19 protein-coding genes are annotated in these 26,300 nt (G+C 48.1%); 7 read left to right on the forward strand and 12 right to left on the reverse strand.

Features of this window, described 5'->3' with window-relative positions:
- Window positions 1–76 precede the first annotated feature (76 nt).
- Window positions 77–1,729: a class I fumarate hydratase FumA gene (fumA, locus tag JO226_RS18650; RefSeq protein ID WP_293641287.1), complete on the reverse strand. Its 1,653-nt coding sequence runs from the start codon at window positions 1,727–1,729 to the stop codon at window positions 77–79.
- Between the two features lie 57 nt (window positions 1,730–1,786).
- On the reverse strand, window positions 1,787–3,298 hold the full coding sequence (locus tag JO226_RS18655) for an anion permease (protein ID WP_293641290.1): 1,512 nt from the start codon (window positions 3,296–3,298) through the stop codon (window positions 1,787–1,789).
- Window positions 3,299–3,920: 622 nt separating this feature from the next.
- Here JO226_RS18655 and JO226_RS18660 point away from each other — a divergent pair.
- On the forward strand, window positions 3,921–6,698 hold the full coding sequence (locus JO226_RS18660; protein ID WP_293641293.1) for a flavocytochrome c: 2,778 nt from the start codon (window positions 3,921–3,923) through the stop codon (window positions 6,696–6,698).
- A 61-nt stretch (window positions 6,699–6,759) separates the two neighbouring features.
- Window positions 6,760–7,713, forward strand: a complete 954-nt coding sequence (locus JO226_RS18665; RefSeq protein ID WP_296406178.1) for an FAD:protein FMN transferase — start codon at window positions 6,760–6,762, stop codon at window positions 7,711–7,713.
- On the opposite strand, the gene dcuR is transcribed toward JO226_RS18665, so the two are convergent.
- Together dcuR and JO226_RS18675 are read right to left on the reverse strand one after the other, a co-directional pair.
- Window positions 7,694–8,413, reverse strand: coding sequence for a two-component system response regulator DcuR (gene dcuR, locus JO226_RS18670; protein WP_293641295.1), 720 nt, complete (start codon window positions 8,411–8,413; stop codon window positions 7,694–7,696). The genes JO226_RS18665 and dcuR overlap by 20 nt on opposite strands.
- Window positions 8,410–10,011, reverse strand: a complete 1,602-nt coding sequence (locus JO226_RS18675) for a sensor histidine kinase (RefSeq protein ID WP_293641297.1) — start codon at window positions 10,009–10,011, stop codon at window positions 8,410–8,412. Before JO226_RS18675 ends, dcuR begins: the two co-directional genes overlap by 4 nt.
- A 175-nt stretch (window positions 10,012–10,186) precedes the next feature.
- On the opposite strand from JO226_RS18675, the gene JO226_RS18680 reads away from it, so the two are divergent.
- The gene (locus tag JO226_RS18680) at window positions 10,187–11,107 is read left to right on the forward strand and encodes an N-acetylmuramic acid 6-phosphate etherase (RefSeq protein WP_293641299.1); all 921 of its coding nucleotides are present in this window, start codon (window positions 10,187–10,189) and stop codon (window positions 11,105–11,107) included.
- Window positions 11,108–11,160: 53 nt separating this feature from the next.
- On the opposite strand, the gene JO226_RS18685 is transcribed toward JO226_RS18680, so the two are convergent.
- Together JO226_RS18685 and yajD are read right to left on the reverse strand one after the other, a co-directional pair.
- A complete protein-coding gene (locus JO226_RS18685; RefSeq protein WP_293641301.1) occupies window positions 11,161–12,078 on the reverse strand; it encodes a M14 family metallocarboxypeptidase in 918 nt (305 codons plus the stop codon).
- A gap of 62 nt (window positions 12,079–12,140) precedes the next feature.
- Entirely contained in the window at window positions 12,141–12,488 is a 348-nt protein-coding gene (yajD, locus tag JO226_RS18690; RefSeq protein WP_013365700.1) for an HNH nuclease YajD, read from the reverse strand.
- 5 nt (window positions 12,489–12,493) lie between these two features.
- On the opposite strand from yajD, the gene JO226_RS18695 reads away from it, so the two are divergent.
- Complete coding sequence (locus tag JO226_RS18695; protein WP_293641309.1) at window positions 12,494–12,682, forward strand: hypothetical protein; 189 nt, start codon at window positions 12,494–12,496, stop codon at window positions 12,680–12,682.
- Window positions 12,683–13,163: 481 nt separating this feature from the next.
- On the opposite strand, the gene JO226_RS18700 is transcribed toward JO226_RS18695, so the two are convergent.
- Together JO226_RS18700 and JO226_RS18705 are read right to left on the reverse strand one after the other, a co-directional pair.
- Window positions 13,164–14,690, reverse strand: a complete 1,527-nt coding sequence (locus tag JO226_RS18700; RefSeq protein ID WP_293641311.1) for an aryl-sulfate sulfotransferase — start codon at window positions 14,688–14,690, stop codon at window positions 13,164–13,166.
- Between the two features lie 56 nt (window positions 14,691–14,746).
- The gene (locus JO226_RS18705) at window positions 14,747–16,303 is read right to left on the reverse strand and encodes a bifunctional UDP-sugar hydrolase/5'-nucleotidase (protein ID WP_293641313.1); all 1,557 of its coding nucleotides are present in this window, start codon (window positions 16,301–16,303) and stop codon (window positions 14,747–14,749) included.
- A 132-nt stretch (window positions 16,304–16,435) separates the two neighbouring features.
- On the opposite strand from JO226_RS18705, the gene JO226_RS18710 reads away from it, so the two are divergent.
- The gene (locus JO226_RS18710; RefSeq protein WP_293641316.1) at window positions 16,436–17,575 is read left to right on the forward strand and encodes a cytoplasmic protein; all 1,140 of its coding nucleotides are present in this window, start codon (window positions 16,436–16,438) and stop codon (window positions 17,573–17,575) included.
- Between the two features lie 51 nt (window positions 17,576–17,626).
- Here the strand turns inward: JO226_RS18710 and JO226_RS18715 are convergent, their stop codons facing one another.
- From JO226_RS18715 to JO226_RS18725, 3 genes are all read right to left on the reverse strand, one after another.
- A complete protein-coding gene (locus JO226_RS18715) occupies window positions 17,627–17,881 on the reverse strand; it encodes a helix-turn-helix transcriptional regulator (protein WP_293641319.1) in 255 nt (84 codons plus the stop codon).
- Between the two features lie 584 nt (window positions 17,882–18,465).
- Window positions 18,466–19,446, reverse strand: coding sequence for a hypothetical protein (locus tag JO226_RS18720; protein WP_293641322.1), 981 nt, complete (start codon window positions 19,444–19,446; stop codon window positions 18,466–18,468).
- Window positions 19,447–19,500: 54 nt separating this feature from the next.
- The gene (locus JO226_RS18725) at window positions 19,501–21,084 is read right to left on the reverse strand and encodes a hypothetical protein (RefSeq protein WP_293641325.1); all 1,584 of its coding nucleotides are present in this window, start codon (window positions 21,082–21,084) and stop codon (window positions 19,501–19,503) included.
- 728 nt (window positions 21,085–21,812) lie between these two features.
- Between JO226_RS18725 and JO226_RS18730 the strand changes: the two genes are divergently transcribed.
- Entirely contained in the window at window positions 21,813–22,898 is a 1,086-nt protein-coding gene (locus JO226_RS18730) for a DUF4297 domain-containing protein (RefSeq protein ID WP_293641328.1), read from the forward strand.
- A gap of 140 nt (window positions 22,899–23,038) precedes the next feature.
- A complete protein-coding gene (locus JO226_RS18735) occupies window positions 23,039–24,691 on the forward strand; it encodes a hypothetical protein (protein WP_293641331.1) in 1,653 nt (550 codons plus the stop codon).
- Window positions 24,692–24,774: 83 nt separating this feature from the next.
- Here JO226_RS18735 and JO226_RS18740 read toward each other — a convergent pair whose 3' ends face one another.
- On the reverse strand, window positions 24,775–26,049 hold the full coding sequence (locus JO226_RS18740) for an integrase arm-type DNA-binding domain-containing protein (RefSeq protein WP_293641334.1): 1,275 nt from the start codon (window positions 26,047–26,049) through the stop codon (window positions 24,775–24,777).
- Between the last annotated feature and the right edge of the window lie 251 nt (window positions 26,050–26,300).

Here is a 26,300-nt window from a genome sequence, read left to right on the forward strand (position 1 = left end):
AACCGCCTCCATCATGGAGGCGGTTTTCGTTTTGGCGGATAAAAAGCCCGGCGATACTACCTCCGGGCGAAAGAGATTACCCTCGCTGGCTGCAACCTGCGCAGGAAGAGGCGAGGATCTGCTGGAAGAAGTCATTCCCTTTGTCGTCCACCAGAATGAACGCCGGGAAGTTTTCGACTTCAATCTTCCAGACGGCTTCCATACCCAGCTCCGGCCAGGCCACGCATTCAAGGCTTTTGATACTCTGCTGAGCCAGTACCGCCGCCGGGCCGCCGATGCTGCCGAGATAAAAACCGCCGTGTTTGTGGCAGGCATCGGTCACCTGCTGGCTGCGGTTGCCTTTCGCCAGCATCACCATGCTTGCGCCGTGCGATTGCAGCAGGTCGACGTAAGAGTCCATGCGTCCCGCCGTGGTCGGGCCAAGCGAACCGGACGCATAGCCTTCCGGCGTTTTTGCCGGGCCCGCGTAGTAGATCGGGTGATCCTTAACGTACTGCGGCAGCGGCTCGCCGTTATCCAGCAGTTCCTTGAGCTTCGCGTGGGCAATGTCGCGCGCCACGATAATGGTGCCGTTGAGGCTCAGGCGGGTAGAAACCGGATACTGCGACAGTTGGGACAGGATCGCGCTCATCGGTTGGTTCAGATCAATCCTGACCGCATCACCTTCACCCTGCTGGCGCAGCGCCTGCGGAATATACTGGCCCGGATTGCTTTCCAGTTTTTCAATCCAGATGCCGTGGCGGTTGATTTTCGCCTTGATGTTACGGTCGGCGGAGCAGGAAACGCCCATGCCGACCGGGCAGGAAGCGCCGTGGCGCGGCAGGCGGATCACGCGGATATCGTGGGCGAAGTATTTACCGCCAAACTGCGCACCGAGACCAAGGTTCTGCGCCTCCACCAGCAATTCCTGCTCCAGTTGAACATCGCGGAACGCCTGGCCGTGCTCGTTGCCTTCCGTCGGCAGACCGTCATAGTAGTGGGTTGAGGCGAGCTTGACGGTTTTCAGGGTCGCTTCAGCAGAGGTGCCGCCAATCACGAAGGCGATGTGGTACGGCGGACAGGCAGCCGTACCGAGGGTGCGCATTTTCTCCACCAGGTAGTTCTTGAGCTTTGCCGGGGTGATCAGCGCTTTGGTTTCCTGATACAGGTAGGTTTTGTTGGCCGAGCCACCGCCTTTGGCCATGCACAGGAATTTGTATTCGTCGCCGTCGACGCTGTAGAGATCGATCTGTGCTGGCAGGTTGGTGCCGGTGTTGACCTCTTTGTACATATCCAGCGGCGCGTTCTGCGAATAGCGCAGGTTATCCTGGGTGTAGGTGTTATAGACACCGCGGGCGAGGGCGGCCTCATCGCCGCCGCCGGTCCAGACGCGCTGGCCTTTTTTCCCCATAATGATGGCAGTACCAGTATCCTGGCAGGTTGGCAGCACGCCTTTGGCGGCGATATCGGAGTTGCGCAGGAACTGCAGGGCGACATATTTGTCGTTGTCGCTGGCCTGCGGGTCGAGCAGGATCGCGGCAACCTGTTTCTGGTGGGAGGCGCGCAGCATAAACGCCGCATCGTGGAAGGCCTGCTGTGCCAGCAGGGTTAGCGCTTCGGGGTCAACTTTAAGGACTTCCTGACCGTCAAACTCGGCGACAGTGACATGTTCACGGCTAAGCAGATAATAGTCGGTTTCATCTTTTGCCAGTGGGAAGGGGTCCTGATAGGTAAAGGGTTTGGTCGACATAGCTCACTTTCTCCATAAAGATAAAACCGCCGAAAGCGCGCTTTCGGCGGTGATGAATCAGAACATCATGGACATCCAGGGATACCCAATCAGCAGCAGGGCGGCGAGGAAGATGGCACCGAAGATAGTGCCCAGGCGCCAGTAGTCTTTGGTCGGCAGATAGCCGCTGCCGTAGTAGATTGGGCTGGGACCTGTACCGTACGGGGTGATAATCCCCATCACGCCGAGCGAGGTCACCATCAGCAGAACGAACACCTGCATATTCATGCCCGGAATGGTAGAGGCGATGGTCAACATTGCTGGCAGCAGCGCGGTGGTATGCGCGGTGGTGCTGGCAAACAGGTAGTGCAACAGATAAAACGCCAGCAGCAGCACGACAGTGGCCACGCCCGGGGAGATGCCACTCATCAGCGCGCCGCCTTCTTTACCCAGCCAGGCGATAAAGCCGGTGGAGGAGAGGCCGTCGGCCAGCGCAACAAGGGTGGCGAACCAGGCAAAGGTATTCCACGCCGCTTTGTTACTGGTGATATCGTTCCAGGAGAGCACGCCAGTCCACAGCATCAGCACGATAACCAGCAGGGCGGCCAGCGCCGGTTCAATCCATTCGGCGGCGAAGATCCACATCATCAGCGCGAAGCAGACAAAGACCAGCAGCAGGATTTCGTTACGTGACAGGCGACCGAGTTTCTCCAGCTCGCGGGCGGCCCACAGCGGCACTTCATCGTTAACCTTCACTTCCGGCGGGTAGAACCAGTAGGCCAGCAGCGGCATGGTCAGGATCAGCAGGATACCTAACGGCAGGAAGGCGATAAACCAGGTGCCCCAGGAGATGTTAATACCAACGATGCTTTTTACCAGCGCCAGCGCCAGCAGGTTCGGCGCCAGCGCCGAGAGGAACATCGAGCTGGTGATACAGGCGGCGGTGATGGCGACCCACATCAAATAGGAGCCGATACGGCGCGCGCTCGGATCGTTAGGTTTTGAGCCATACAGCGGCGGCAGGTTAGCGATGATAGGGTAGATGGTCCCGCCGCTGCGTGCGGTGTTGGACGGCGTAAACGGCGCCAGCAGCAGGTCAGCAAAGGCGATGGCATAGCCGAGCGTCAGGCTGCGGCGGCCGAGATATTTCACCAGGATCAGCGCCAGACGGCGGCCGAACTGGGTTTTATCGTAGCCCGCGGCAAACATAAAGGCGCCGAAAATCAGCCATACCGTGGAGTTGCCAAAACCGCTCACCGCCCACTTAAAGGACTGTCCAGCAAGCTTAAACTTCGGGTCGGCCAGCTGTTCAGGGCTGAAGAGCAACCACTGGCTGCACAGGGCGATAACCACCACGCCAGTTATCCCGATGACGGCGCCCGGCAGCGGTTCGAAGATCAAACCGACGATGACGCCAACAAAGATAGCGAAGTAGTGCCAGGCATAAGGAGGAAGTCCCTCCGGCACCGGAACGAACAACAACAGCACGGCGACGATAATGGGCAGCGCCATCATCAACAGGCGGCGTGTATCCACCGTTTTTGTCCCTGCTGCGCCAGCAGGCAGTGGGGGTGTTTTTTTCTCTGTCATAGTGAGTATCTGCAAGTAGTTAAAAATACGGTTGCGCCTGGAATAATCATTTGCTTTCTTTAGTTTTAAAACTTTCTTTAGTTATTAATATCGGTTCTTGATTATTCTTTACGGCGATAATCTAACGCGATACTGAAGGCGTTAAATAGAATTTGTTGGTTATTTATATATTGCGCATTCATCGCGGATGACAATTGATTGAGATCAATAAAAATGACCAAATAAACGTTTTGTTATTATTTTAAGTAACCCTATTGGAGGAGGTGATTTTCTGCTTAAAAATTCGCTAAATGTTAACATTTTGTTTGGATTCTTGTTTTGGTTGTTTTTATTATCCAATTGATTAATATGCATTTTATTGAATTTTTTACAATAAATAAATGTGTGTTAATTGTTATTGTTTTTGGCGGTTTTGTAAATTTGATATTTAAATCAAATAATACAAAAGAGGTGCTGGTGTTATTTAGGTGGTTAAATAGTTTATTAACTAACGTAAGTATTTTGGTAACTAAAAAAAGCGTTATATTGTGAGTATGACTTTACAGGAATAAATAACTATAAATAAAAGACATTCCGTCACCTTATTCTGAAATTTTTAATATTTGAAATCTGGAGTGTTATTATGACCAGTAGCGAACGCATTTTTCGTCCTTTTACCTTACCGAACGGAACGGAGCTAAAAAACCGCCTGCTTATGGCGCCGATGACGACCTGTACCGGATATTATGATGGCACTGTCACCCGCGAGCTGGTCGAGTATTACCGGGTTCGTGCGGGCAGCATTGGGGCCGTCATCGTAGAATGCTGTTTTATCGACGACCACGGTCTGGCTTTTCCTGGCGCGATCGGTATCGACAATGATGAAAAAATCGCCGGACTGGCGAAGATTGCGCAGGCCATCAAAGGCGAGGGCTCCAGAGCCATCCTGCAGATTTATCACGGGGGCCGGATGGTAGACCCGCAGCTTATCGGCGGACGTACGCCGGTTGCGCCGAGCGCCCTGGCGGCGCCGCGTGATGGTGCCGCCACCCCGCGAGCGCTGAGCGCTGACGAAGTCCAGGGGATGGTGAACAAGTTTGGCGACGGCGTGCGCCGCGCGATCCTGGCCGGGTTCGACGGTGTGGAAATCCACGGCGCCAATACCTATCTTATCCAGCAGTTCTACTCGCCGAACTCCAACCAGCGCGACGACCAATGGGGCGGCAGCCGCGATAAGCGCGCGAGGTTCCCGCTGGCGGTGCTGGATATCACCCACAAAATGGTCCGTCAGTACGCTGATGACGCGTTCATCATCGGTTATCGCTTTTCACCGGAGGAGCTGGAGGTGCCCGGCATTCGCTTCGAGGACACCCTGTATCTGCTGGAGAAGCTTGCCGCACGCGGCCTGGACTATCTGCACTTTTCCCTCGGCGCGTCGCTGCGCCCGTCGATCGTCGAGACCACCGACCCCACGCCGCTGATTGAAAAATACTGCGCCCTGCGCAGCGAAACGCTGGCGCAGGTGCCGGTGATGGGCGTGGGCGGCGTGGTGAATGCCGGGGATGCAGAGCAGGGGCTGGATCATGGGTATGATCTGATGGCGGTTGGCCGGGCCTGTATCGCTTATCCGGACTGGACGGCGCGCATCGCCAGCGGCGAGCGTCTGGAGCTCTTTATCGACAGCACCTGCCGCGAAGCCCTGAATATCCCTGAGCCGCTGTGGCGCTTCTCGCTGGTGGAGGCGATGATTCGCGACATGAGCATGGGCGACGCCCGCTTCAAACCGGGCATGTTTGTTGAAACCGTTCTGGATGACGCCAGTGAACTGGTCATTAACGTCAGCCTGGAAAACGATCGCATCGCCGACATTGCGCTTGCCGCAAGCCCGGTGGACAGCGTGGAGTTTACCACTAGCTTTGAAGAGATTCGCGAGCGTATCTTAACCGCTAACACGCCGCACGTTGACGCCATTTCCGGCGCCACCAGCCAGAGCGAAGCGGTGAAAAAAGCCGTCTCGAAGGCCATGCTGAAATCCAGCAAGGCACTGGCGGCGGAAGAGGGCGGCGACGCGGCGACGGCGAAAGCCTATGACGTTGTGGTGGTCGGCAGCGGCGGCGCGGGTCTGGCGGCGGCGATTCAGGCGCACGATGAGGGCGCCCGGGTGCTGGTGGTGGAAAAAATGCCGACCATTGGCGGCAATACCATCAAAGCCTCCGCCGGGATGAACGCGGCGGAAACCCGTTTCCAGCGGGTGAAGGGGATTCAGGACAGCAAAGCGCTGTTTTATCAGGAAAGCCTGAAGGGTGGGAAAACCAAAAATAACCCGCAGCTGCTACGCCGCTTTGTCGATAATGCGCCACAGGCCATCGAATGGCTGGCGGACCGCGGCATCATGCTCAACGACATTACTACCACCGGCGGGATGAGCATCGACCGTACCCACCGTCCGCGCGACGGGTCGGCTGTAGGCGGTTATTTGATAAGCGGGCTGGTGCGCAATCTCACCCGACGCGGTATTGACGTGATGCTCGATACGACCGTCGACGAGATCCTGATGGAGAACGATGAAGTCAGCGCCGTGCGCCTGCTGAACGAAGAGAACGACGCGATGGTGGTGCACACCCGCAGCGTGGTGGTGGCGACCGGCGGTTTCAGCGCCAACAGCGCGATGGTGGTGAAATACCGTCCTGACCTCGACGGCTTTGTGACCACCAACCACAAAGGGGCGACCGGGGGCGGTATCGCGCTGCTGGAGCGCATCGGCGCGGGCACGGTGGATATGGGAGAAATCCAGATCCACCCAACGGTGGAGCAGAAAACCTCCTACCTGGTGTCGGAGTCAATTCGCGGTGGCGGGGCTATTCTCGTCAACCAGCAGGGCAACCGCTTCTTTAACGAGCTGGAGACCCGCGATAAGGTGTCGGCGTCGATCATCGCGCTGCCGGAGCACTATGCGTACATCGTCTTTGATGAACACGTGCGGGCGAAAAACAAAGCCGCAGACGAATACATCGCCAAAGGGCTGGTGACCAGCGCCAGCACGCCGCGCGCGCTGGCGGATAAGCTGGGGATGGATTATCACGCGTTCCTCGCCACGCTTGAGCGCTACAACGGTTTTGTGGAGCGCCAGCACGATGAAGACTTCGGTCGCACCACGGCGCTGCGCGCGCCTGTCAACGAAGGCCCGTTCCACGCCATTCGCATTGCGCCGGGTGTCCACCATACCATGGGCGGCGTGACCATCAATTCCGACGCGGCGGTACTGAATACCGATCAACAGCCGATCCCGGGCGCGTATGCGGCGGGTGAAGTGGTGGGCGGTATCCACGGCGGCAACCGCATCGGCGGTAACGCGGTGGCGGATATTATTATCTTCGGTACGCTGGCAGGCCATCAGGCGGTAAAACACGCCAGAGGCTAACGCCCGTGCATCTTCCCCGGCGAGGTCTCTTCGCCGGGGTTATCGCCCAGGAGACCGTATGATGTCTGATGAACGCTGCCTGTACCGCTATTCCGCCGTCCTGATGGGATCGCCCATCCTGCTCAAATTTCCCTGCCATGATGAAGCGTTAGCCTCCCGGGTCTTCCAGGTGATTAAACGTTATGAGGATCTGCTGACCGTTAACCGCGCGTCGTCGCAGGTGATGGATATCAACCACGCCGCCGGACGGCATCCAGTGACCGTCAGCCGCCCGGTGTACCAGCTTATCAAATGCGCAAAGGCTGCGAGCCTGGCGCCGGACAGCGCATTCAATCTGGCCATCGGCCCGCTGGTGAAGCTGTGGCGTATCGGCTTTCAGGGCAACCGCGTGCCCTCCGGGGCGGAGATAACCGCCCGGCTGGCGCTGACGCGCCCGCAGGATGTGGTGCTCGACGATGCGACCGCCAGCGTATTTCTGACCCAGCCGGGGATGGAAATCGACCTTGGCGCTATCGCCAAAGGCTACATTGCCGACCGGGTGCGGGATTATCTGCGCCAGCAGGGGATGGCGGAGGCGTTGATTAACCTCGGCGGCAACGTACACACCCTGGGGCGCTGGTCGGTAGGGCTTAAAAAACCGTTCGCCGGGGAGGCGTCGGTTCTGGGCGTGCTGGATGTCGACGGGCAGTCGGTGGTGACCTCCGGCGTGTATGAGCGCTACTTTGAACAGGACGGCAGACGCTGGCACCATATTCTCGACCCGCGTAGCGGGTATCCGCTGGATAATGCGCTGCACAGCGTGACGGTTATCTCGGCGGACTCGCTTGATGGCGATATCTGGACCACGCTGCTGTACGGCCTGGGGGTTGAAAAAGGCGGCGCTTTGCTGCGCCAGCGCGAGGATATCGAAGCGATTTTTGTGACCAAAAACCGCGACGTTATCCTCTCTTCACAGCGCCGGTTTCGCTTCTCGCTTCTCGACGCCGATTACCGGCTTACTGGCTGTACTGCTTAAGCAGGTTGTACTGCTCGGCGACCAGACGGTAGCGATAGACCGGACGGCCGGTGGCGCCATAGTGAATGCTGGTATACAGAATGTTGATCTGCGCAAGCCAGATCAAATATTTGCGGCAGGAGACGCGGGAAATATTTACCGCCGTCGCCAGCTCATCGGTCGAAAACTCCGACCCGGGATGGTTATCAATCCACTGGCAGATGGTGCGTAAAGTTTGCGCCGTCAGCCCTTTCGGCAGGCGACGGTCATCGGCGATTTCCGGACTGGCGCCGTGCAGCAGGCGGTCCACTTCCGACTGCTCATAATACGGCTGGGTGGTGATGAGCTTATGCTTTTCACGCCAGGCGTTGAGCGCCTCTTCAAACCGCGGGAACTGGAACGGCTTAATCAGGTAATCCACCACGCCGTAGTGCATGGAGGTCTGCACTGTTGCCGCATCGGCCGCCGAGGTTATCATGATTACGTCGATAGCGCGGCCGCTGGCGCGAAGGGTCGGCAGCAGATCGAGCCCACTGTCCTGCTGCATATAGACATCCAGCAGCACCAGATCAATCTCCAGCAGCGGGTTATTAACCATTTCCCTGGCCTGATGCAGGGTAGAGGCCGTACCGCAACAGCGAAAGCCAGGTACTCTGGCGACGTACATACGGTTAAGCTCGGCTACCATGGCATCATCATCAACAATCAATACATTTATCACGCCGTCGTCCTTTTACTATCCCAGGGAAGATGAACAAAAAATTGGGTATACACGCCAGGCTCGGATTCGACGCTGATGTTGCCGCCCAGCGCGCTCAGTTGCTGGTGCGCCAGGAACAGCCCAACGCCGCGGTTATCGCCTTTCGTTGAGAAACCTTTTGTAAAAATGGCGTCGATATTGCTCTGCGCGATACCCGGCCCGTCGTCGCTGACTTCACCGCTCAGCCAGCCGTTATGGTAGTGCAGCAGGACGCTGACTTCACCCTCCGGCTGCCCGTGCATGGCGTCCAGCGCGTTTTCGATTAAGTTACCCAGCGCGGTGACCAGCACCGTCACCTGCTTTTCATTGGGGTTATCCGGCACCCGGCTCTCTTCCGCCAGCGTCAGCGTAAAGCCCAGCTCGTTCGCCCGGTGAATTTTGCCTAACAGAAAGCCCGCCACCACCGGCGATTTGATCTGCTGCTGGATAGCGCCGATATCCGTCTGGTAATTCTGCGCGGTTTGCAGCACGTACTCTTCAAGTTTGTCATAGCTTTTCATATTCAGCAGGCCGAGGATCACGTGCAGTTTGTTCATAAACTCGTGCGAGGTGGTGCGCAGCGCATCGACGTAGTTGACCATGCCGTCCAGCCGCTGAAGCAGCTGGCTGACCTCGGTCTTGTCGCGGAACGTGCTGATCGCCCCGACGATGGCGCCCTGCCAGTGAATCGGGACGGTGTTGCTGATAAGCAGCAGCCCGTTACAGCTTATCTCGCGGTCGTAGATGGGCTCGTCGCGTTGCAGAACTTCGTTAAGATCGGCCAGCAGCGGCCCCTCATCGGTTTCGCTGTTATCGGGCGATTGCAGCATTTTTTTCGCCGCCGGGTTAATCAGCGTCACCTGGCCGTTCTGGTCTACGGCGATCACCCCCTCTTTCAGGGAGTGCAGCATGGCCTGGCGCTGCTTGAGTTTTGCCGAGATCTCGTGCGGTTCCAGCCCCAGCAGCGCGCGCTTAAGCACCCGCACCAGGCTCCATGTCCCCAGGGCGCAGACCAGGGTGCTGAACAAAATGGTGAGCAGCACATCGACGCGGCTGCGGGCGAGCTCATCATTGACTTTAGCAAGCGAAATGCCGATGGCGACCACGCCGATTTGCTGGCGCTCATCGTTAAACACCGGGGTGTAAACGCGCAGCGCGTACCCGAGCATGCCGTGGTTAATGGCGACGTTCTCTTTGCCTTTTAGCGTCGGGTTAATGTCATCGCCGATATAGTGCTGGCCGATAAGCTTGCTGTTGGGGTGGGAATAACGGTTACCGTTGATATCGGTCACCACCACAAACAGCAGGTGGTTACGCTTGGCGACGGCCAGCGCCAGCGGCTGAATGATATTGCTGTCCGGCGGCAGGGTAAGGCCGCGCTTGACGTCGGGGCTGTCCGCGAGGGTGCGCGCCACCGCCAGCGCCATGTCTTTGACGCCATCGCGGGTGGCGTTGCTGATTTGCGAAAACCACAGGGTAAACATCAGCAGCAGTACAGTGCCGATCACACTGCAAATCATAAGCGTCACCGTGGTGTTGAGTTTCATTGGGCGCTTACGAGCGGGCGATAAAGCGTTCATAACATTCCCGGAGTGTAACGGCGGAAATGCTGATTATCGCAGATGAGGGGCGTTTCATAAAGCCGTGTAATGACAGGAAAACTAACCATTCAGGCGGTGAAGCGTGACCTCACTCGCAGGAGACGATGATAAATAACCTTATAGTGTGTAAGGAAGCACATATTTGGAGGTTTGTATGAGCAGTAAACCCACCGGTTTAATGATGGAACGACGTAATACCTGTACGGAGAATATCGACAAACTCTCCACTGAAGATATGCTGGCGACACTCCTGCAAGACGACAGAGTGATCGCCGATGCCATTGCCGCCTGCCTGCCAGACATCACCCGGTTAGTCGACAACGCGATAGCCACCCTGAGCCGGGGCGGGCGACTGATTATCGTCGGTGCCGGAGCCTCCGGCCGCGCGGCGATGCAGGCCGCATGCGAGTACGCCCCGGAAGCGCATCATGCGGTGATTGGCCTGATTGCCGGCGGCGCAGAAGCGCTGCTGCAGGAACGTGAGGCGGCGGCCAGCGACTATGAGCGCGGTATCAACGACCTGCAGACTCTCGATGTTAACCGCAACGACATGCTGCTGGGGCTCTCGGTCAGCGGTAAAACGCCGTGGGTGTGGGGCGCGCTGCGCTATGCCGGGTCGCTGGGCGCGACGGTGGCGACCATCACGCAAAACGCCGCCAGCGAAGTGGCGCAGCTCGCGGATATCGTCATCGCGCCGCAGACCGGACCGGAAGTGGTGGTGGGGTTCGCCAACCCGAAAGCGCGGCTGGCGCAGCGGCAGATCCTCAATATGCTCTCCACCGGCTTAGCGGTGCGTACAGGTCGTGTCTACAGCAACCTGCGGGTCGATATTAACGCGGCGGATACCCACTGGACGGAGCGGCAGATTGCCATCGTGATGGAAGCCGCCCGGTGCCCGCGCGCCGAGGCGAAGCGCGCGCTGGAAAGCTGCAACCATAGCTGCCGCACCGCCATCCTGATGCTGCTGACCGGGCTGGACGCCTGGCACGCGCGGGATCTGCTGGCCGACAATAACGAACACCTGCGGATGGCGTTGCAGGAGGCAAAAGGCCGTGCGGCGGTGACGACGCATTGAGTCCCAGGCAGGCGAAAAACACAGACCGGGCGATATCATCCCGGTCTGATGGATCAGTTTGACAGCGCGAAATCAATGGCCCGACGGACGGTGACAACCTGCGCCCTGATACATTCTTCCGGGGAGGTTTCAGCGCTATCAGGATAAACTTCCGTCGTGGTCGTGAAGGGCGCGCCGGTCATCGTCGAGCACAAGTGGTATGCGTTATTGTCATATTCAACAACGCCGGAGCTGACGACGGGAAAACCCAGCATACTGCCATCATCTTCTGCAGGTGCGATATGCGTCACTTCTGCAACCGCAGATATGATGGCGCGCTGGAAGTCCAGTCTCGAATTCTGCGCGTCACTGACCAGATAGAAACCGTCAGGGATGTTCTTTGGTTCATACTGCAACCCGTCTCTGGCTGCGAGGGCCGGGCTAAATTCGCTTTCGTCCGTATCTGTCGTTTCATGCAAATCGACATGAACCGCAAACTGGCCTTTCAGCGGAGCAATGAACATCATCAATGCCTGGGATTCTGCGGCTTGTCCTTGCGGGAAAAATTGCCTGTTAGGATCAACGGCATTGTAGTTCCACCGGGTGATTCGCTCATATGCCCAGGGACTGACACAGGGGGCAACAAGTAAATTCAATTTACCGACATACTCACTGCGGCATTCTGCTAAAAAATCCAGTGCGCCCATAACGCCACTGGTTTCATAACCGTGAACGCCGCCGGTAATGAGTGCGACCGGCAAATTATCGTCCCAGTTTTTTGATTTTGCGGCCATCAACGGGTAACGATCATCACCGTAGTGTAATTCACCATATTGAACGATCTCATAGCGGTGTTTGAGCGTATCGAGTACGTCAAGGACATCGTTCTTATAGCACCGGTAACGTGTCTGCCCCTGTTGCCACAGCAGCTTCTCGCGTTCAGTCCAGGGCTGCCCTGGACTACCGATTGGGTAAAATTGTTTATTTGTCATATTTCACTCAGCCACCTTTTCGCTCGTCACTGTCCATGCCCCGCTATGGGCAACGCCTGAGACTATTTCTTCTTATTCAGCATCGACTTTAAATCGGCAAAGGGGTTATAGGTTGCTGCGCCAACATCTTTTTGCGCATCCTCCCCGGCCACAACGGTGGTGCCGTACTGGTCAGCCTCCGTGTACTTCGAGTGTTCGTGGTCATGGCAAAACAGGCACAACAGTTCCCAGTTGCTGCCGTCTTCCGGGTTATTGGTATGGTCGTGGTCGATATGGTGAACCGTTAATTCGCGCAGGTTTGAGTAAACAAACTCCCGCGAGCAACGTCCACACACCCATGGATAGATTTTTAGTGCTTTCTCACGATAGCCGCTTTCCAGCCGCGCGTAGTTTTTTGGGATCAGAGCCATTGTCGATGTTACCTGTTGCAAAAAGAGAATTTTACGATAGCGCCTTTGGAATCGCCACTGACAATACAAGCAACGCGCTGACCACGCGGATGATTGCGCATAATAGCCTGAAAACAGACGGTTTTACCGGGGGGATTTTTGTGGGGCGGAGATCTGGAAGGCAGATCGCAGAAAATAAAAAACCCCGCTGGTGAGGCAGGGTTCTTTATTTTTCGCTCTCAGGCTGCGGACGGCGGCCTGAGTGGCGTTGCGTGACAGTACAATCCAGCCATTTGAGTCTAACTGGCTTTATCTCTCATTGCAAACGAACACCTTCGCCCTATAATGCGAAACACTGGATTTATCACATTTCAGACCAGCCCGATTTCAAGCCCTGGCTGCCGGACGGGTGGTGCCGCAGGCAGTGCCCCGGTCTGGAGCGTGATAGTACAATCCAGTAACTGTACACCTGCACCGACAGGCAGTGTAAGGGTAAGATGCAGGCGTTGCGCTCCTTTTACAAGGAGAGCGGATGGACACACTGACGCATAAGCTGGTTGTGCTCATCGCCGCGCTGGAGCTGTTACTGGCTCTGCTGCGGTTGATTGATCTGCTGAAGTAATTCACGGATTGAAACGCACCAAAGGGGAAATACCGCGTTTCCCCTTTAATAAGCTTTATAGTTTCATCTTTTTATTAATTTACTGTAATTGATGCAGTAGTAATTAAGTCAGATAGTTCTGTTTCGGTAAATAATCTAGCACGATAACTCTCCCCAGGGAATTGAGGTACACCATCAAGTATAGAAGTCACATCGTAGATAGTGGCAATCATATTACTATTCACATCACTGATAAATAATGAGCGAGCATGGTTGGTAAAAATAACGAAGTAATCATCGTGGTCAAACACTCCCCCCATAAAATCAGTCCATTGGACTATGGGGGTTATTGGTAGTTCAATAGGCGTGTGAATTTCAACAACTGTTTTTGCAGCTAAGTCTACAGCATAGAATAGAATGCGAGCTGGATATGTTGAATAGGGATCTGTTGTTGCACCGTCATTCATCGGGTGAAGAACAGGATTTTCAGTTGTATCAAGACAAGATCTATTATCAAATACAGATAAAACAAATTTTCCTACAGTAGGGTCAATATATGCTGAAAATTCACTGTTACTAGTGGTGCACACAGTATGGGCACCATTTTCATAGTTAGTAATGCCAGAGTTATCAATATGAATAGTTGTTTGATTTGCTGGGAATTGAGGGTTGAAGTTACCTGTATCGATTACCCACAAGATACTACCATCATCAATAGACACGCCAAATGTTGTACTCGTTGAACGAGAATGTACAATAACTGCTTCATCATTATTTGGACTGCTCTCAATCCATGAGAGAGAATTCAAGTGAACATCATTGGCAGTACTGTTATTTAATATTTGAGAGCCGCTATACTCACTGGTGTAATTTTTTGCCCAAATCATTTTACCAGTCTGATCGTTGAATTTCAGAAGCCAGGCATCCTGAGCCATCGTATTGGTTATCCGATTAGGATTGTCGCTACCAAACATATAAATATCGCCTGCGGAGTCCCAGACTAAATCGTGAGTATTTGAATAGCGATTACCATCAGAATCACGCATGTTGAATTCAAAGATGACATTACCGAGAATGTCAATTTTGAAAAAACGACGGCCATACCATGACATATCTTCATCACTACCGGTATAGATGTAACCATTATTGATTCTTAACGGTTGGAGATTATAAACCGTTAAGAAATAAAATCGCAGGTCACCATTTTGATCGTAACCGCGACCAGAAGAGTGCATTAACCAACTGTTTCCCCATACAGATGTAAACAGAGTAGGATCTGTTTGTTCAATATCGAGATGGAAGATAACGGAATTATCATAGACCTGATCCTCCGTACTAACAGGGAATTGCTGATTAAAAACCTCAGTCCCAGCTTCATCTTTAAACACAACTTGAACGCTGTTTACATATTGAGCATAAAGACCAATGACAGGGATTCTTATGGTTTGTGAAATATCTGGAATAAGATCCGATGTATAGGAAAAATCCACACTGGTTGGACTGGTTGTCCTTTTTAATACAGTGTATGAATAACTTACTGGTGTATCTGAAGTAAAATAAATATATGCGGCGAGCTGATTATCGGCCGGTGCAAGTTCAGTTTTTACATATGTAACTGTCATAATTGTATTCCTTTTATTAGTAATAAATGTAAAAGAACGTATCACAGCGAGAGCATTTATTTTTTCACATCAGCAACGCGTATACCGTTGAGCTGTTCACTCGTAATGGCATTACCCGCTTTGAAGTAATCGATCACAGCGTTAGAAACGTCATACCCGCCTGTTGTGTTACGCGCTTTACCCTCGGTAAACGTGGTAAAACCATCACCACCATCAGCCAGGAAGCTTTGGGTGGCAATACGATAGACCGTCGCGTCCTCAATCGGTTTGCCATTAAGTGTAAGTACGATAACCCGCTGCCCGAGCGGTTTACTGCTGTCATATTTCATTTCCAGGCCTTTTGAGACCTGCAAAATGCCATTACTTAAACTTGCGCCATGTTCCATCAAATTTCGCAATTGTTTACCGGTGAGATCCATCGTGACCATGTCATTAGGGAACGGGAACGCGCTAATGACGCCCCCCATGGTAATAGCACCTGCCGGGATCTCAGTGCGGATACCGCCAGAGTTGGTTAAGGCCAGTTGTGTCTTTTTGCCCGCTGCCGCCAGCAAAGCGTCTGCAGCCAGGTTCCCCAGTGGGGCCGATTCACCGTATGCGCGTGTCAATTCAACCGGCGACTGTCCCACCGTTTGTTGTACCACTTCATCAAGTTTCTTATTCCAGCCGTCAATCACCTGCTTCGTTTGTGGGTCGGGTTTCCACTCATCGGCATAAATGGTTTTAAGTTCGAAGTTTTTCACTGTGAAGTGATGCGGCTTCTCTTTGTAGTCCAGTACCAGTTTTCCCACATCAATACCGCCGCTGTCGGTCGAGAGGATCAGCGTATTTCCTACTTTAATCGGTTCCGGCGTACCAACATGCGCGTGTCCGGTAATCAGAATATCCAGTCCTTTCACCTGGCTTGCGGTCTGAATATCTTTATCCAGCGCGCGACGTACATCGGTACTCCCCATACTGGACTGACGAGCAGGCACACCTTCATGGACCAGCAACACGGTCAAATCAACTTTACCTTTCAGTTCATCGAGATAGCGTTGCAGCCACTTAATTTCATCCCGTGCTTCAATACCTACGCGCATTGCCGCGGAAACGGTATCATCGAAGGCAAACACGCCGTGCAAACCAATGACGCCAATTTTCACGCCATCTTTTTCAATGATGGTATAAGGTTTGTCCCAGAATAATTTACTGCTGTTCTGATAGAATATATTTCCCTGCACAATAGGGAATTTCGCCTGACTAAGTTGTAATAACGTATTGTCCCAGCCATGATCAAATTCATGATTGCCTATCGTGGCTGCATCAAAGTGCATGGTGTTCATGATATCGATGATCGCTTTTCCCTTCGTCAAACTGCTGATATAAGGGCCAGTAAAATAGTCACCCGCATCAAAAAACCATGTTGCTTTGCTTTTGGCTTTTTCCTCTTTTACCAGGGTGGTGATATTCGCCCAACCACCAATATCTCGTTTACCGTCAGCAATCCATGGCACTTTATAAGGTTCCACATGCGCATGGAGATCATTAGTATAAATAATGGTGACATCCTTGGCGCAGACCCAAAATGGTAACGTCAACAGAATACCCGCAGTAATTACTTTTATCTTCATAACCAGTTCCTTTCAGTCATATAAAGATTTGTCACTTTACGTTCTGAAAGGGTTTTTTATGTGCGTCTGTTCACACAACCAGTCAAGAGTTGTAGGGCAAAATCAGCGACCTTTCGAAATCGTTGGTGACTCATGTCGACGCTATTTACGATTAATACCTGCAAAACGTTTGGTTGTCGCAATTTAGGGCTCCCAGCATCGGTAGATTACAGTTGGCCAGACTACAGACTGGGTTATCCGGCACTGCACTGCCGGGCATGTGGGAGTTATCCCCCTCTGTTTGATGAACAACAATTTAGTGAATGGTTATTTGCTCACTTAACCGCATATGCTTCTGAAAGAGGTCGTTTTTGTCCCGAATGTTATCGTAAAGAAATTATTTGCTATGGTCATAACCCACAGGGAACACAGCGCGTTCAGTGTCGCGCCTGCAAAAAAGTCTGGACGCCCAAACAGCAATTACAAAGAGAAATAGCACCGCCAGAACGGATTGAAACGGTTCCTCTGATTGTACCGTTCCAGGGGGAGCGTGCAGAACAGAAACTGTATGTTCTGCTCAGTTTCGATGCTACCCACGGTAATATTCTTCATCTCTCCACTAATTTTACTCAGCATCAGATCGGGGAAACCCTACGTTATCGCTGGAGAGGGAATATTGAACCTGATTTGCATCATAGTGATATCGTGAAACGCGTTGATATGCGCGAGACGCAGTTTCTCCGTCGGAGTCAGTTCGATGAAATTCAGTATGGAAGTGCGGTACTCAAACGTAACGCCAAAGGTACGATTCTGCGTCCGGTTATTGCTGCTCACGGACATTTTCGGGTACTGCACCTCCTTTTCCCTGAGGTAAAGGCACATGTTATTTCTCACGAATGCTTTCTGAGAGGCGCCATTATAACTGCCTGGGCAGAACTGTTTCGCCAGCGGCAAGGTGAGCTTTGGTTTATAGAAGAAGATATAAATGACAGTGATACTAATACACCCTGGAATTTTCAGGGAACAACGCACCATGGCTGGTGGCAAAATCAGTGGCAGCTTTGGATGCAGGCAAAAAACCGTAAGATGGTCTGCTTATTAACGGGCGGGGATAACAATAACGCCAAAACACTCTCTTTAGCCGCCAGCAGGCACTATATTCACTGGCTATACAAACAAACGGCTTTTACCCACAGCGCCCAGTTATCCGCCGGGCACGTAACGCAAGTACTCCTTTCCCTGGCGCAGGACTATAACTGTAAACTGACAATGGCTGCTTCTGGCGATGAATAGCCGGGAGAGCCGGTTTTACAGCATCACGGCCATTCATACTCGCAATGAGGATCATCGCTTTCGCATGAGCCTTTCTATACGATTACCCTCATCATCGAAGTATCGTGAAGGCCAGATAATTTCCGGCGATATTCCCAGCGCATCGGCAATGAGTTTTTCTCCGCGCGGCCACGGACGTGTCAGCGCGTTTGCCAGCGTACTGGAAGACAGTCCGGCCAGACGGGACTGTGCGGAGAGTGAGGTTTTCTTTTTTCTGAGTGCTGCAATGATATCGGCAGGATGCCAGTCGTTTCGCGGTGTGTTCATATGTTTCCCCCGTGGTGGCGATCACGACGGGGTTAGCAGACCGGGCAAATAGCAAACCGGCGAGCCTTTCGGCTCCCCCGCCGTGACCGCCATTGAGGCGAACACGACTGCACCGGTACGAAGTACCAGTGGTTCTATTTGCGAAGGGCTGCTAAACCCCTGCCATCGTTTTTTGCGATGGCAGGGGGAATGTAACACATAACCCGGTCAGGGTGTAATGGTCTTATGAGTGCGCGTAATAGCCTGAAAACGGACAGTTTTACCGGGGGGATTGTTGTGGGGCGGAGATCTGGAAGGCAGATCGCAGAAAATAAAAAACCCCACTGGTGAGGCAGGGCTCTTTATTTTTCGCTCTCAGGCTGCAGTTTGACAATTAATGTTTAATATTATATTTAATTAATGTTCTTTGAGAATATTCACTTTATGAAGTGTCTGATTGCCCCATATATGGGGAGTGGTGTACAGCCCAATGGGCTGATTGCGTTGCCCCAAATATGGGGATATGTATATTCTCTCCAATGGAGAGTTCCCTTCAAGGGAAAACGAAAGGACCGTAAGGCCCTTTTGCTTGTGTATTTGTCTAATTAATCACAACTTACTTCACTTAGTTCTTTGGCAATGAACATAAACTCTGCACGATGATTTTTATCTTTAGATATGTATATCTTTCCGTTTACATCTGCAATAATGAATAGTTTTATCTTGCTTTTGTCTTTCTGTATTATAACTAACCTTTCAGGTATGGAGTATTTAACCAGATCCTTTTCATGATAACATTGATTAACGTAACCTAACCCGATCATATTCGCTATTTTTTCTGATACACCTGTTGAAAATGCTGTAGCGATATAAAAAACAATAAGTAAGGAGAAAAAAACGTAACACCATATCCTATTCTTTAGATCTCGATTACGTTGATGTATGTCCGCTAATCCAATAATCGCCAATGTAACGATAATAACAAATATTGAAAGAGCTTGAATAATACTATTAAAAGACGAATTTGTTTCTATATCAAAATTCAGTGTAATGGAAAGAAATCCAAACATAGCAATACTTATTGCTAATAATAATGCAGTATATAAAATTAACTTTAATGTGACGGCTATTTTTTTGTAATAAAAGGGTTTTTTAATCGCTAAAAAATGAAGAGTCAATGCAACTATAACAACTAATGAAACTCCGAAGTAAAAATGATAAAAAGCGAATAAAGAAGCTACTCCACATGATGTGAAGTATAATAAATATATTAATTTTCTTCTTTTTACCCCTTTTATTTTTTCTCGAACTAATATGTCATAATAAAGGCATCGGGCAATTGCTGGCGATAAATTGAATGATATTAAAAAACATCCAACAATAAAAAGTATTATAAAGAAAGATAATGCCCCTGTACTGATGAGTAAATTTGATTGTATCAGGTCAATAAACTTCACACCGTGGGTGCGTGCATAGCTAAAGAGGAACCACGCTCCTGAAAACGTGCACATAAAAATTATTAGAGTTATGATTTTTTCTATGTTTTTTAATCCCAAGATGGAATGTTGTTTTATTTTGCTTAACACTTTATTATCCTTTTTATAGGGGTATCTGGCAAAGATCTTTTCCCCGATAGATAGTTAAACTATGCTTTGTAGAAACAATTGTTGCAATGGTGTTTCCTTAATGACAATATCACCTTTCACAGTCAAAATACTTCTTTCGATTAATGGTTGTAGTACCTCAATAATTATATGCCTTCTAAAAATAAGATGGCGATGAGGTAATTGAATGGTTTTCTTATTGGCAATTGCTTCTGCTTCTAAAGATATAAATTCAGGATCGAGAGGTAGGATGTCACTCATTTCATCAAATATGTTATAAACTGTAATACTGCTTCCAGTTGAAATGTTATCTATTATATTAATCATAATGCTAATTACTAAGATTGACCATCTCTGGAACATCCAAAGGCTGGGTGATTCTTTCATTTCTTTAAGCATTATAGGTAATTTCGGCCACTTCCTCTGTATGTTCGGAGTAAATAACTTATGGCTTATCAGCCATTTATTCCATGTGCTGTAGTCTCTATTGAATAGTTCATCGGTCATGTTTAAATACTCATATGAGCGATTTTTTAATCTATTGCTCATATAAATTGTTAGGGATTTTATATGTATATTTTCTTTACAGATTTTAATGAACTGAGACCGTACACGTGTTTTTTCTTTTTCAAGTGATGGATATTTCAACCAGCGCCATTGGGGATTATTACTATCTATAGGATAGAATCTTATAATTACACTCCCATCAAAATCGTCCATTAGATTCAAATCAAATTCATTTAGTAAATATATTATCCATATATGAAATTCTTTTCCTTTATGCAAGGTGTCTCCACGTAGGATAAAATAATTATCGTTTTTTTGTATAACCGATAGTTTATCAACGGAACGATTCTTCTTTGGGTACAGGCAGAAGCTTTCAGTAAATACCTCATTAGATTCTTCATAAGTTATACTCTCATGAATACTTGGCAGGAATATTGTCTTATTTTTCATTGTTTTGTTGATTGAATTTAGTGTGTTTTTTAATCTTTTGGAACGTCTTTCATTTATTTCTTTTTCGACAGCTAACTCATGACATTCAATCGCTTTAATACACTCAGAGTAATAAAACCATTTATTGGGAACTTGATTGTTTTTAATACGTTGATACCATTCTTCTATCTCGATATCTTCAGAGTATTCGAACACTAACTCTACTGAATTTATTTTGTTATTTTTAAAGTAACGTACTTTTTCAGGCTCGCATTTGTGTGTTACGCAGATCTCGACGATGTATAATCCAGTATCTGTGTTAAGGCAGACATCTGACACATAGTTTCCGATTCTGTGTTCTAAGGTTGCGGTTAGTATTTTGGTTTTTATTAGTGGTGTTTTTAGCGTATGATTCTTATACGCAAAAGTCATTTGAGGTATTGTTAATACATCTAAGCTAAGAAAATAATGTTGCATTGCTAAATGCAACTGTGTCATTCGGCAAGCACGATTCTCGATAAGATTTCTATGGGCGAAATGATGTTTTTTTAATTTTCCACCATTACGAGCAATCAATTCATCATTACATGACTTACATATGCAATTACACTTAGCTCCATTAGGAACATCATCAATATGCATGATCTGTTTTGTTTCTTTTTCCACTGCATATACAATGATCACTTCAAACTCCATTTCTTTACTATGACTGACTTGTCTAGATTAAATCCTTGTATTGAATATGTCTACTGTATAAAGCAACGTAATCTTTAGCTTTCAGGTCTTTATTTGCTGCGAGCAAATTGAGATAGTATGACCATGTCATTAATATTGGCACCAAAATAGCTGTGCGGGATTGTAATCCATTTATAGCGTAAGGCTTTGGTGCTGTTTTCTCTGTCTGCCACGCCGTATCAGGTCTACGATGTATGCCTTTACGCAACATGTTACATGCCACTCAGCGTAAGTGTAGGGGTATTAGATACAGCTATTTAGATAACAAATCCACCACTGCAACATCAGAAGGAGCTGATCAAGATGTTTGCCTAAGAGTGTAAGTAATGTGGACGCTGTCGTCTTACTTATGTCATATCTGAATTAATTTTGCTTTTAATATAACCATATTGCATAATTAATTACCTGTTGACCTGTCAATGCCACCGTATAACCATCAATATTGATTCCTGATAGTCATTATCATTGTCTTTATCACTCGATTACCGACATGAGCATGAGATGCTGGTAGCATTATGTTAAAAAAATGCTGGTTCTGTTTATCTGCAATGCTCTGTGCTGTGATAGCTCTACTTCAGAACGGGCTAAGACCACGATTTTATAGACTTTTTGCCCTTCCTAAATTAGATTGGTTAGAAAAGTCAGTAGCGATTCCTTAAGTAAAGGTGGGGTTCTCAATGGAACGTAATGTTTTGGGTCATGCTCAAAGAGAAATTTCAGGAGCAACCACATTCGGAAAATATGATTTTCAGTATCATTGGGCCTTATGCAGAATAATTGAAAAGCATAAATCCAATTCTGACTATGCATTATTAATCGAATATCATGAGGATGTCGTTATCGCAGACTCATTGTATGGAAACTCGGCAAATTTTGAATTTTTTCAAGTAAAGAACACTGGAAAACCCTTCACTTCTGATGCCTTAACCAAACGAGAGCAAGGTGCTGACGGAGCGAAGAGTTCCATTCTAGGTAAGCTATTAAGTTCATGTATTGGTACAGACTATGAAGCACGCATTACGGAAATAGGTCTTGTGTCCTCCAGTGGTTTCTCATTTGAACAAATAGATAAGAAGTTAAAATTAGACATTATAACTTCAGGTGATCTCAGTGTAGATTGCTTATCGGGGTTAACTGAAAAATTAAAGGATGAGATTGGAATAGCTCTCTTTCCAGAAAATCTAAAATTCATTGTTCCAAAAATAAAATTAGAGAACCAAGAAGAGTTTGTCATTGGTAGATTTGCTGAATTAGTAAATGAAATATTTCCAAATAGTCATTGTAATGCCGTTAATATTTATAGAGCAATAATCGATGAAATTCATCGCAAAGGACAGAACACTTACGATTTTACTGTTTGGGAGAAAATGGTAGAGGATAAATCTCTCACTTCTCATAAGGTAAAGGATGTTATTGCTGTTAACACAACAAGCCCAAAATTTGAGGACTTTGAGAAAGACTTTGAGTACTTAGCTAAAAATGATATGAAATGGAACACTTTAACTTATCGGAAAATTAATAAAAAAATAAAACAACTTTTCTTGCGCCGAATTGGGCATTCATCGGCTTTTGATATGAATGTAATGAGAATAGTCCAGCAGGCACTAAGTAGTGTCTCAGAAGAAGATTTTACAGAAACACGTGATTACATTGAGTTAGTTATAGTAAAAGCTCAAGAACTTAATATTGAAGATCAAGTGCCAGAATATGACGATATATTATGCGAGGTAATTTATAGTTTTTTAAAGGTGATGCATGAATAATATTGTAAGTAATAAAGATAACTATAAATTATTAATCCGGAATTTAAGGAGCAAGAAAAATGAGAAGCTTGACATTTCAACGATTAGTTCTGATATCAGATTCGAAAAGACTTGCGAATCAGTTCTCGTTCCAGAAAAGATTGAATCTAATTACCGGAAAAGATAATAGTATTGGCAAGTCCACCCTAGCCAAAAGTTTACTGTGGACTTTAGGATGCGAACCTGTTTTCGATGAAGAATGGAAATCAAATGACATTAAATCCATTTTATATTTTACTATACATAACAAAGAGTATTTTTCATGTCGAGGAAGCCACTCAATAATTTTGGGAGCTATCGGTGATAAAGCTCAAAGATATATAAATATAACTGGTGATTTTTCGAAAGATTTCTCTGATCTCGTCAATTTCAAAATGAAACTTCCTAATCGTGGTGATGGAAACTTAGAGACACCTCCTCCAGCATATTATTTTTTACCATTCTATATTGACCAGATAAAAAGCTGGAGTTCACCTTGGAATTCATTTGAGAACTTAGGGCAATATTCCAAATGGAAAGGTCCATTAATCAAATACTTTACTGGTTATCTTAAGCCTGAGCATTTTGATATTGAGGAAAATATTTATGAGTATAGTGAAATCAAAAAGGAATCAGCAAATAAAATAGAGAAATTTCAAAGCGCCGTTGAAGTTATAGTTGATAACTCGGTTGATTCACCTATAGCACTAGATAATAATAAGTTCATTAAGATTCAGAATGAAATAAAAAATGAACTTTACGACTTGATCGATTACCAAACAAGGCTTTATGATACTCAGGCCACTATCACCTCAAATATTTATGATCTCGAAAGTCAGTATGCGTTAGCCATTAGTTCTGCAAATGAACTAGAGGAAGATTATAAGTTTGCGGTAGAATCCATACCTACTGATAATTTAGAGTGTCCATTGTGTGGCACTCTTCACGATAACTCACTTCCTAACAGAGCGTTGCTTCTTTCAGAAAAAGACTCATTGCTTAATGAGGCAAATTCAATAGCATCTAAAATAGGGGAACTCAATTCTTCATTGAACTCATTAAATGATGATGCTCAGTTTATTACTAACGAAATCGAAAGGATAAATAAGAAATACATCACAGATGACGCTGCAGTTGAAAAAGATCTCATTGCTCAAGTAATAGATACTATATCTACTGAAAACGTCTCAAGAAATATTAAAATTAAAATCGATAATGAAGACCTTAGCATCAATAAGGCCAACAGTTCCATCAAGGATTTAAAAAAAGACCAGAAAAAACTTCTTTCTACCAAAGAAAGGGAAGAACTGAATTCGTCCTTTATGTCCAAACTGTTAGCAAATATTGAAGCACTAGGTTCGACAGGGATAAATCTTAGCAAGGTTAAATCACCCACTGATTATAAACAGTTGCTTGGTGGTGGTGCTGCTGAGGCTGCTAGGGGACTACTTGCTTATCAACTCTCTATACTACAACAAATTCATGGTGCTAAATCTTGCGTAGTGCCTCCTTTCGTTATCGATACACCCAACCAGCAGGAACAGGCGGGATACCGTTATGAAACTGTTATTAAAGAATTAATGCGTAGTGTTCCTCAGGATTATCAAATAATACTATGTGCAATGGAAAATGATGCGTTAAATGAATTTAAACATGATGCTAATGTTATTGAGTTAAATTCAAATAGACTTCTAACTGCTTCGCAATATAATTCTTTGAGGTCTGAATATAAATATCTTCAGTCAATGATTACAGGTCAAAGTGATAAGGAATAAATAAGGTTAGCCACTTAATCTTCATTTTAGATAATAAAAAATAGGGGTAAAGTATGGTGAAAGGCCATCCTTGGCCTCTATTGTTATCTACTTTGAGCAAATTCAAACGGCCTGACCATACCGTTTCTGCTTGCATCAAGGTAGTCAGCCCACCACTGAAGCATCAGGCGTCGCTGGTCAAGGTGCTTGGCTTTATGGGTGTAAGCAGCACGAACGCTGTTGCTTTCCTTATGGCTCATTTGAAGTTCCACAGCGTCTTCTGACCACAAACCAGACTCAATTAAGGCACTACAGGCCAGTGTGCGGAAGCCATGACCACAAATGTCCTGCTTCGTGTCATAGCCCATATTGCGCAGGGCTTTGTTGATGGTGTTTTCGCTCATGGGCTTAAACGAGTCATAACAGCCAGTAAAAATTAATCCGTCATTATGACCTTCTTCATAAGTCAGTTGTTGGATCTCTTTCAGAATCCTCATGGCTTGATTACAAAGGGGAACGAAGTGCTTACGCTTCATTTTGGCCCCACGAGTGGAATGTTTGACGTTTTCAATCGCTTCACGCTGTTCGGGTATCACCCACAACTTACTTTTGAAATCAATTTCAGACCAGCGAGCGAAACGAAGTTCACTGGAACGAATGAAAATCATCAGATTGAGCTGGATTGCCAGTATAGTTAGCCTGCGGCCTTTGTATTCGGTAATTTTTTTAAGTAGTTGAGGGATTTCTTCCAGTTCCAGCGCGGGACGATGTTCGGTCTGTGGTTTCTGAACAGCACCTTCCATATCGTAAGCGGGGTTATGGCGTATGAGTTTTTGCTGTACGGCATGACGGAGGATCGCAGTAATGTATTGTTGAATGCGTATGGCAACTTCAAGATAGCCAAGTGCCTCAACCTTTTTGACTGGAACCAGCAGATCACTCGTATCCAGTTCGGCAACATCTTTATCGCCAATTGCCGGGAAGACATAGGTTTCAAGGCGCTTCCATACGGAATCACCGTAATCTTCTGACCATTTGGTTTTCGTAGAGAACCAAGCTTTAGCGACCATACTGAAAGAGCGTGTTTTATCACGCTTAGCTTTTAGCTCTTTAACCTCTGCCTGTTTCTTTGCATTAGGGTCAATGCCTTGAGCAAGAAGCCTTCTGGCCTCATCACGGCGTTGTCTTGCGTCAGAAAGAGAAACAGCAGGGTAAACACCAATAGAGAAGAGTTTTTGCTTTCCTTCGAAACGGTAGGCCATTTGCCAGTATTTCGAACCTTTAGGGGTAACACGGAGGAACATACCAAAGCCATCGGTTAGCTTATATTCCTTCTCAAGGGGTTTTGCATTTTTTGCTTTAATATCAGTTAGTGACATGACCCCCCCCTCGATTGTTGGTAAAAGGCAAATCGAACCAGTATTACCAGCATTTTTACCATCAAAATGATATGGCTTCGAGTGGTTTTTAGTGAACGAGGGTGAACGTGAAAGAAGGGATAACCAACTGATAGAAATGCAGAAAGCAGACGTCAGTGAACGTCTGCTTCCCTTAAATTGGCTCCTCTGACTGGACTCGAACCAGTGACATACGGATTAACAGTCCGCCGTTCTACCGACTGAACTACAGA

Source organism: Pluralibacter sp. (assembly GCF_019237635.1).
GTDB lineage: Bacteria > Pseudomonadota > Gammaproteobacteria > Enterobacterales > Enterobacteriaceae > Enterobacter_B.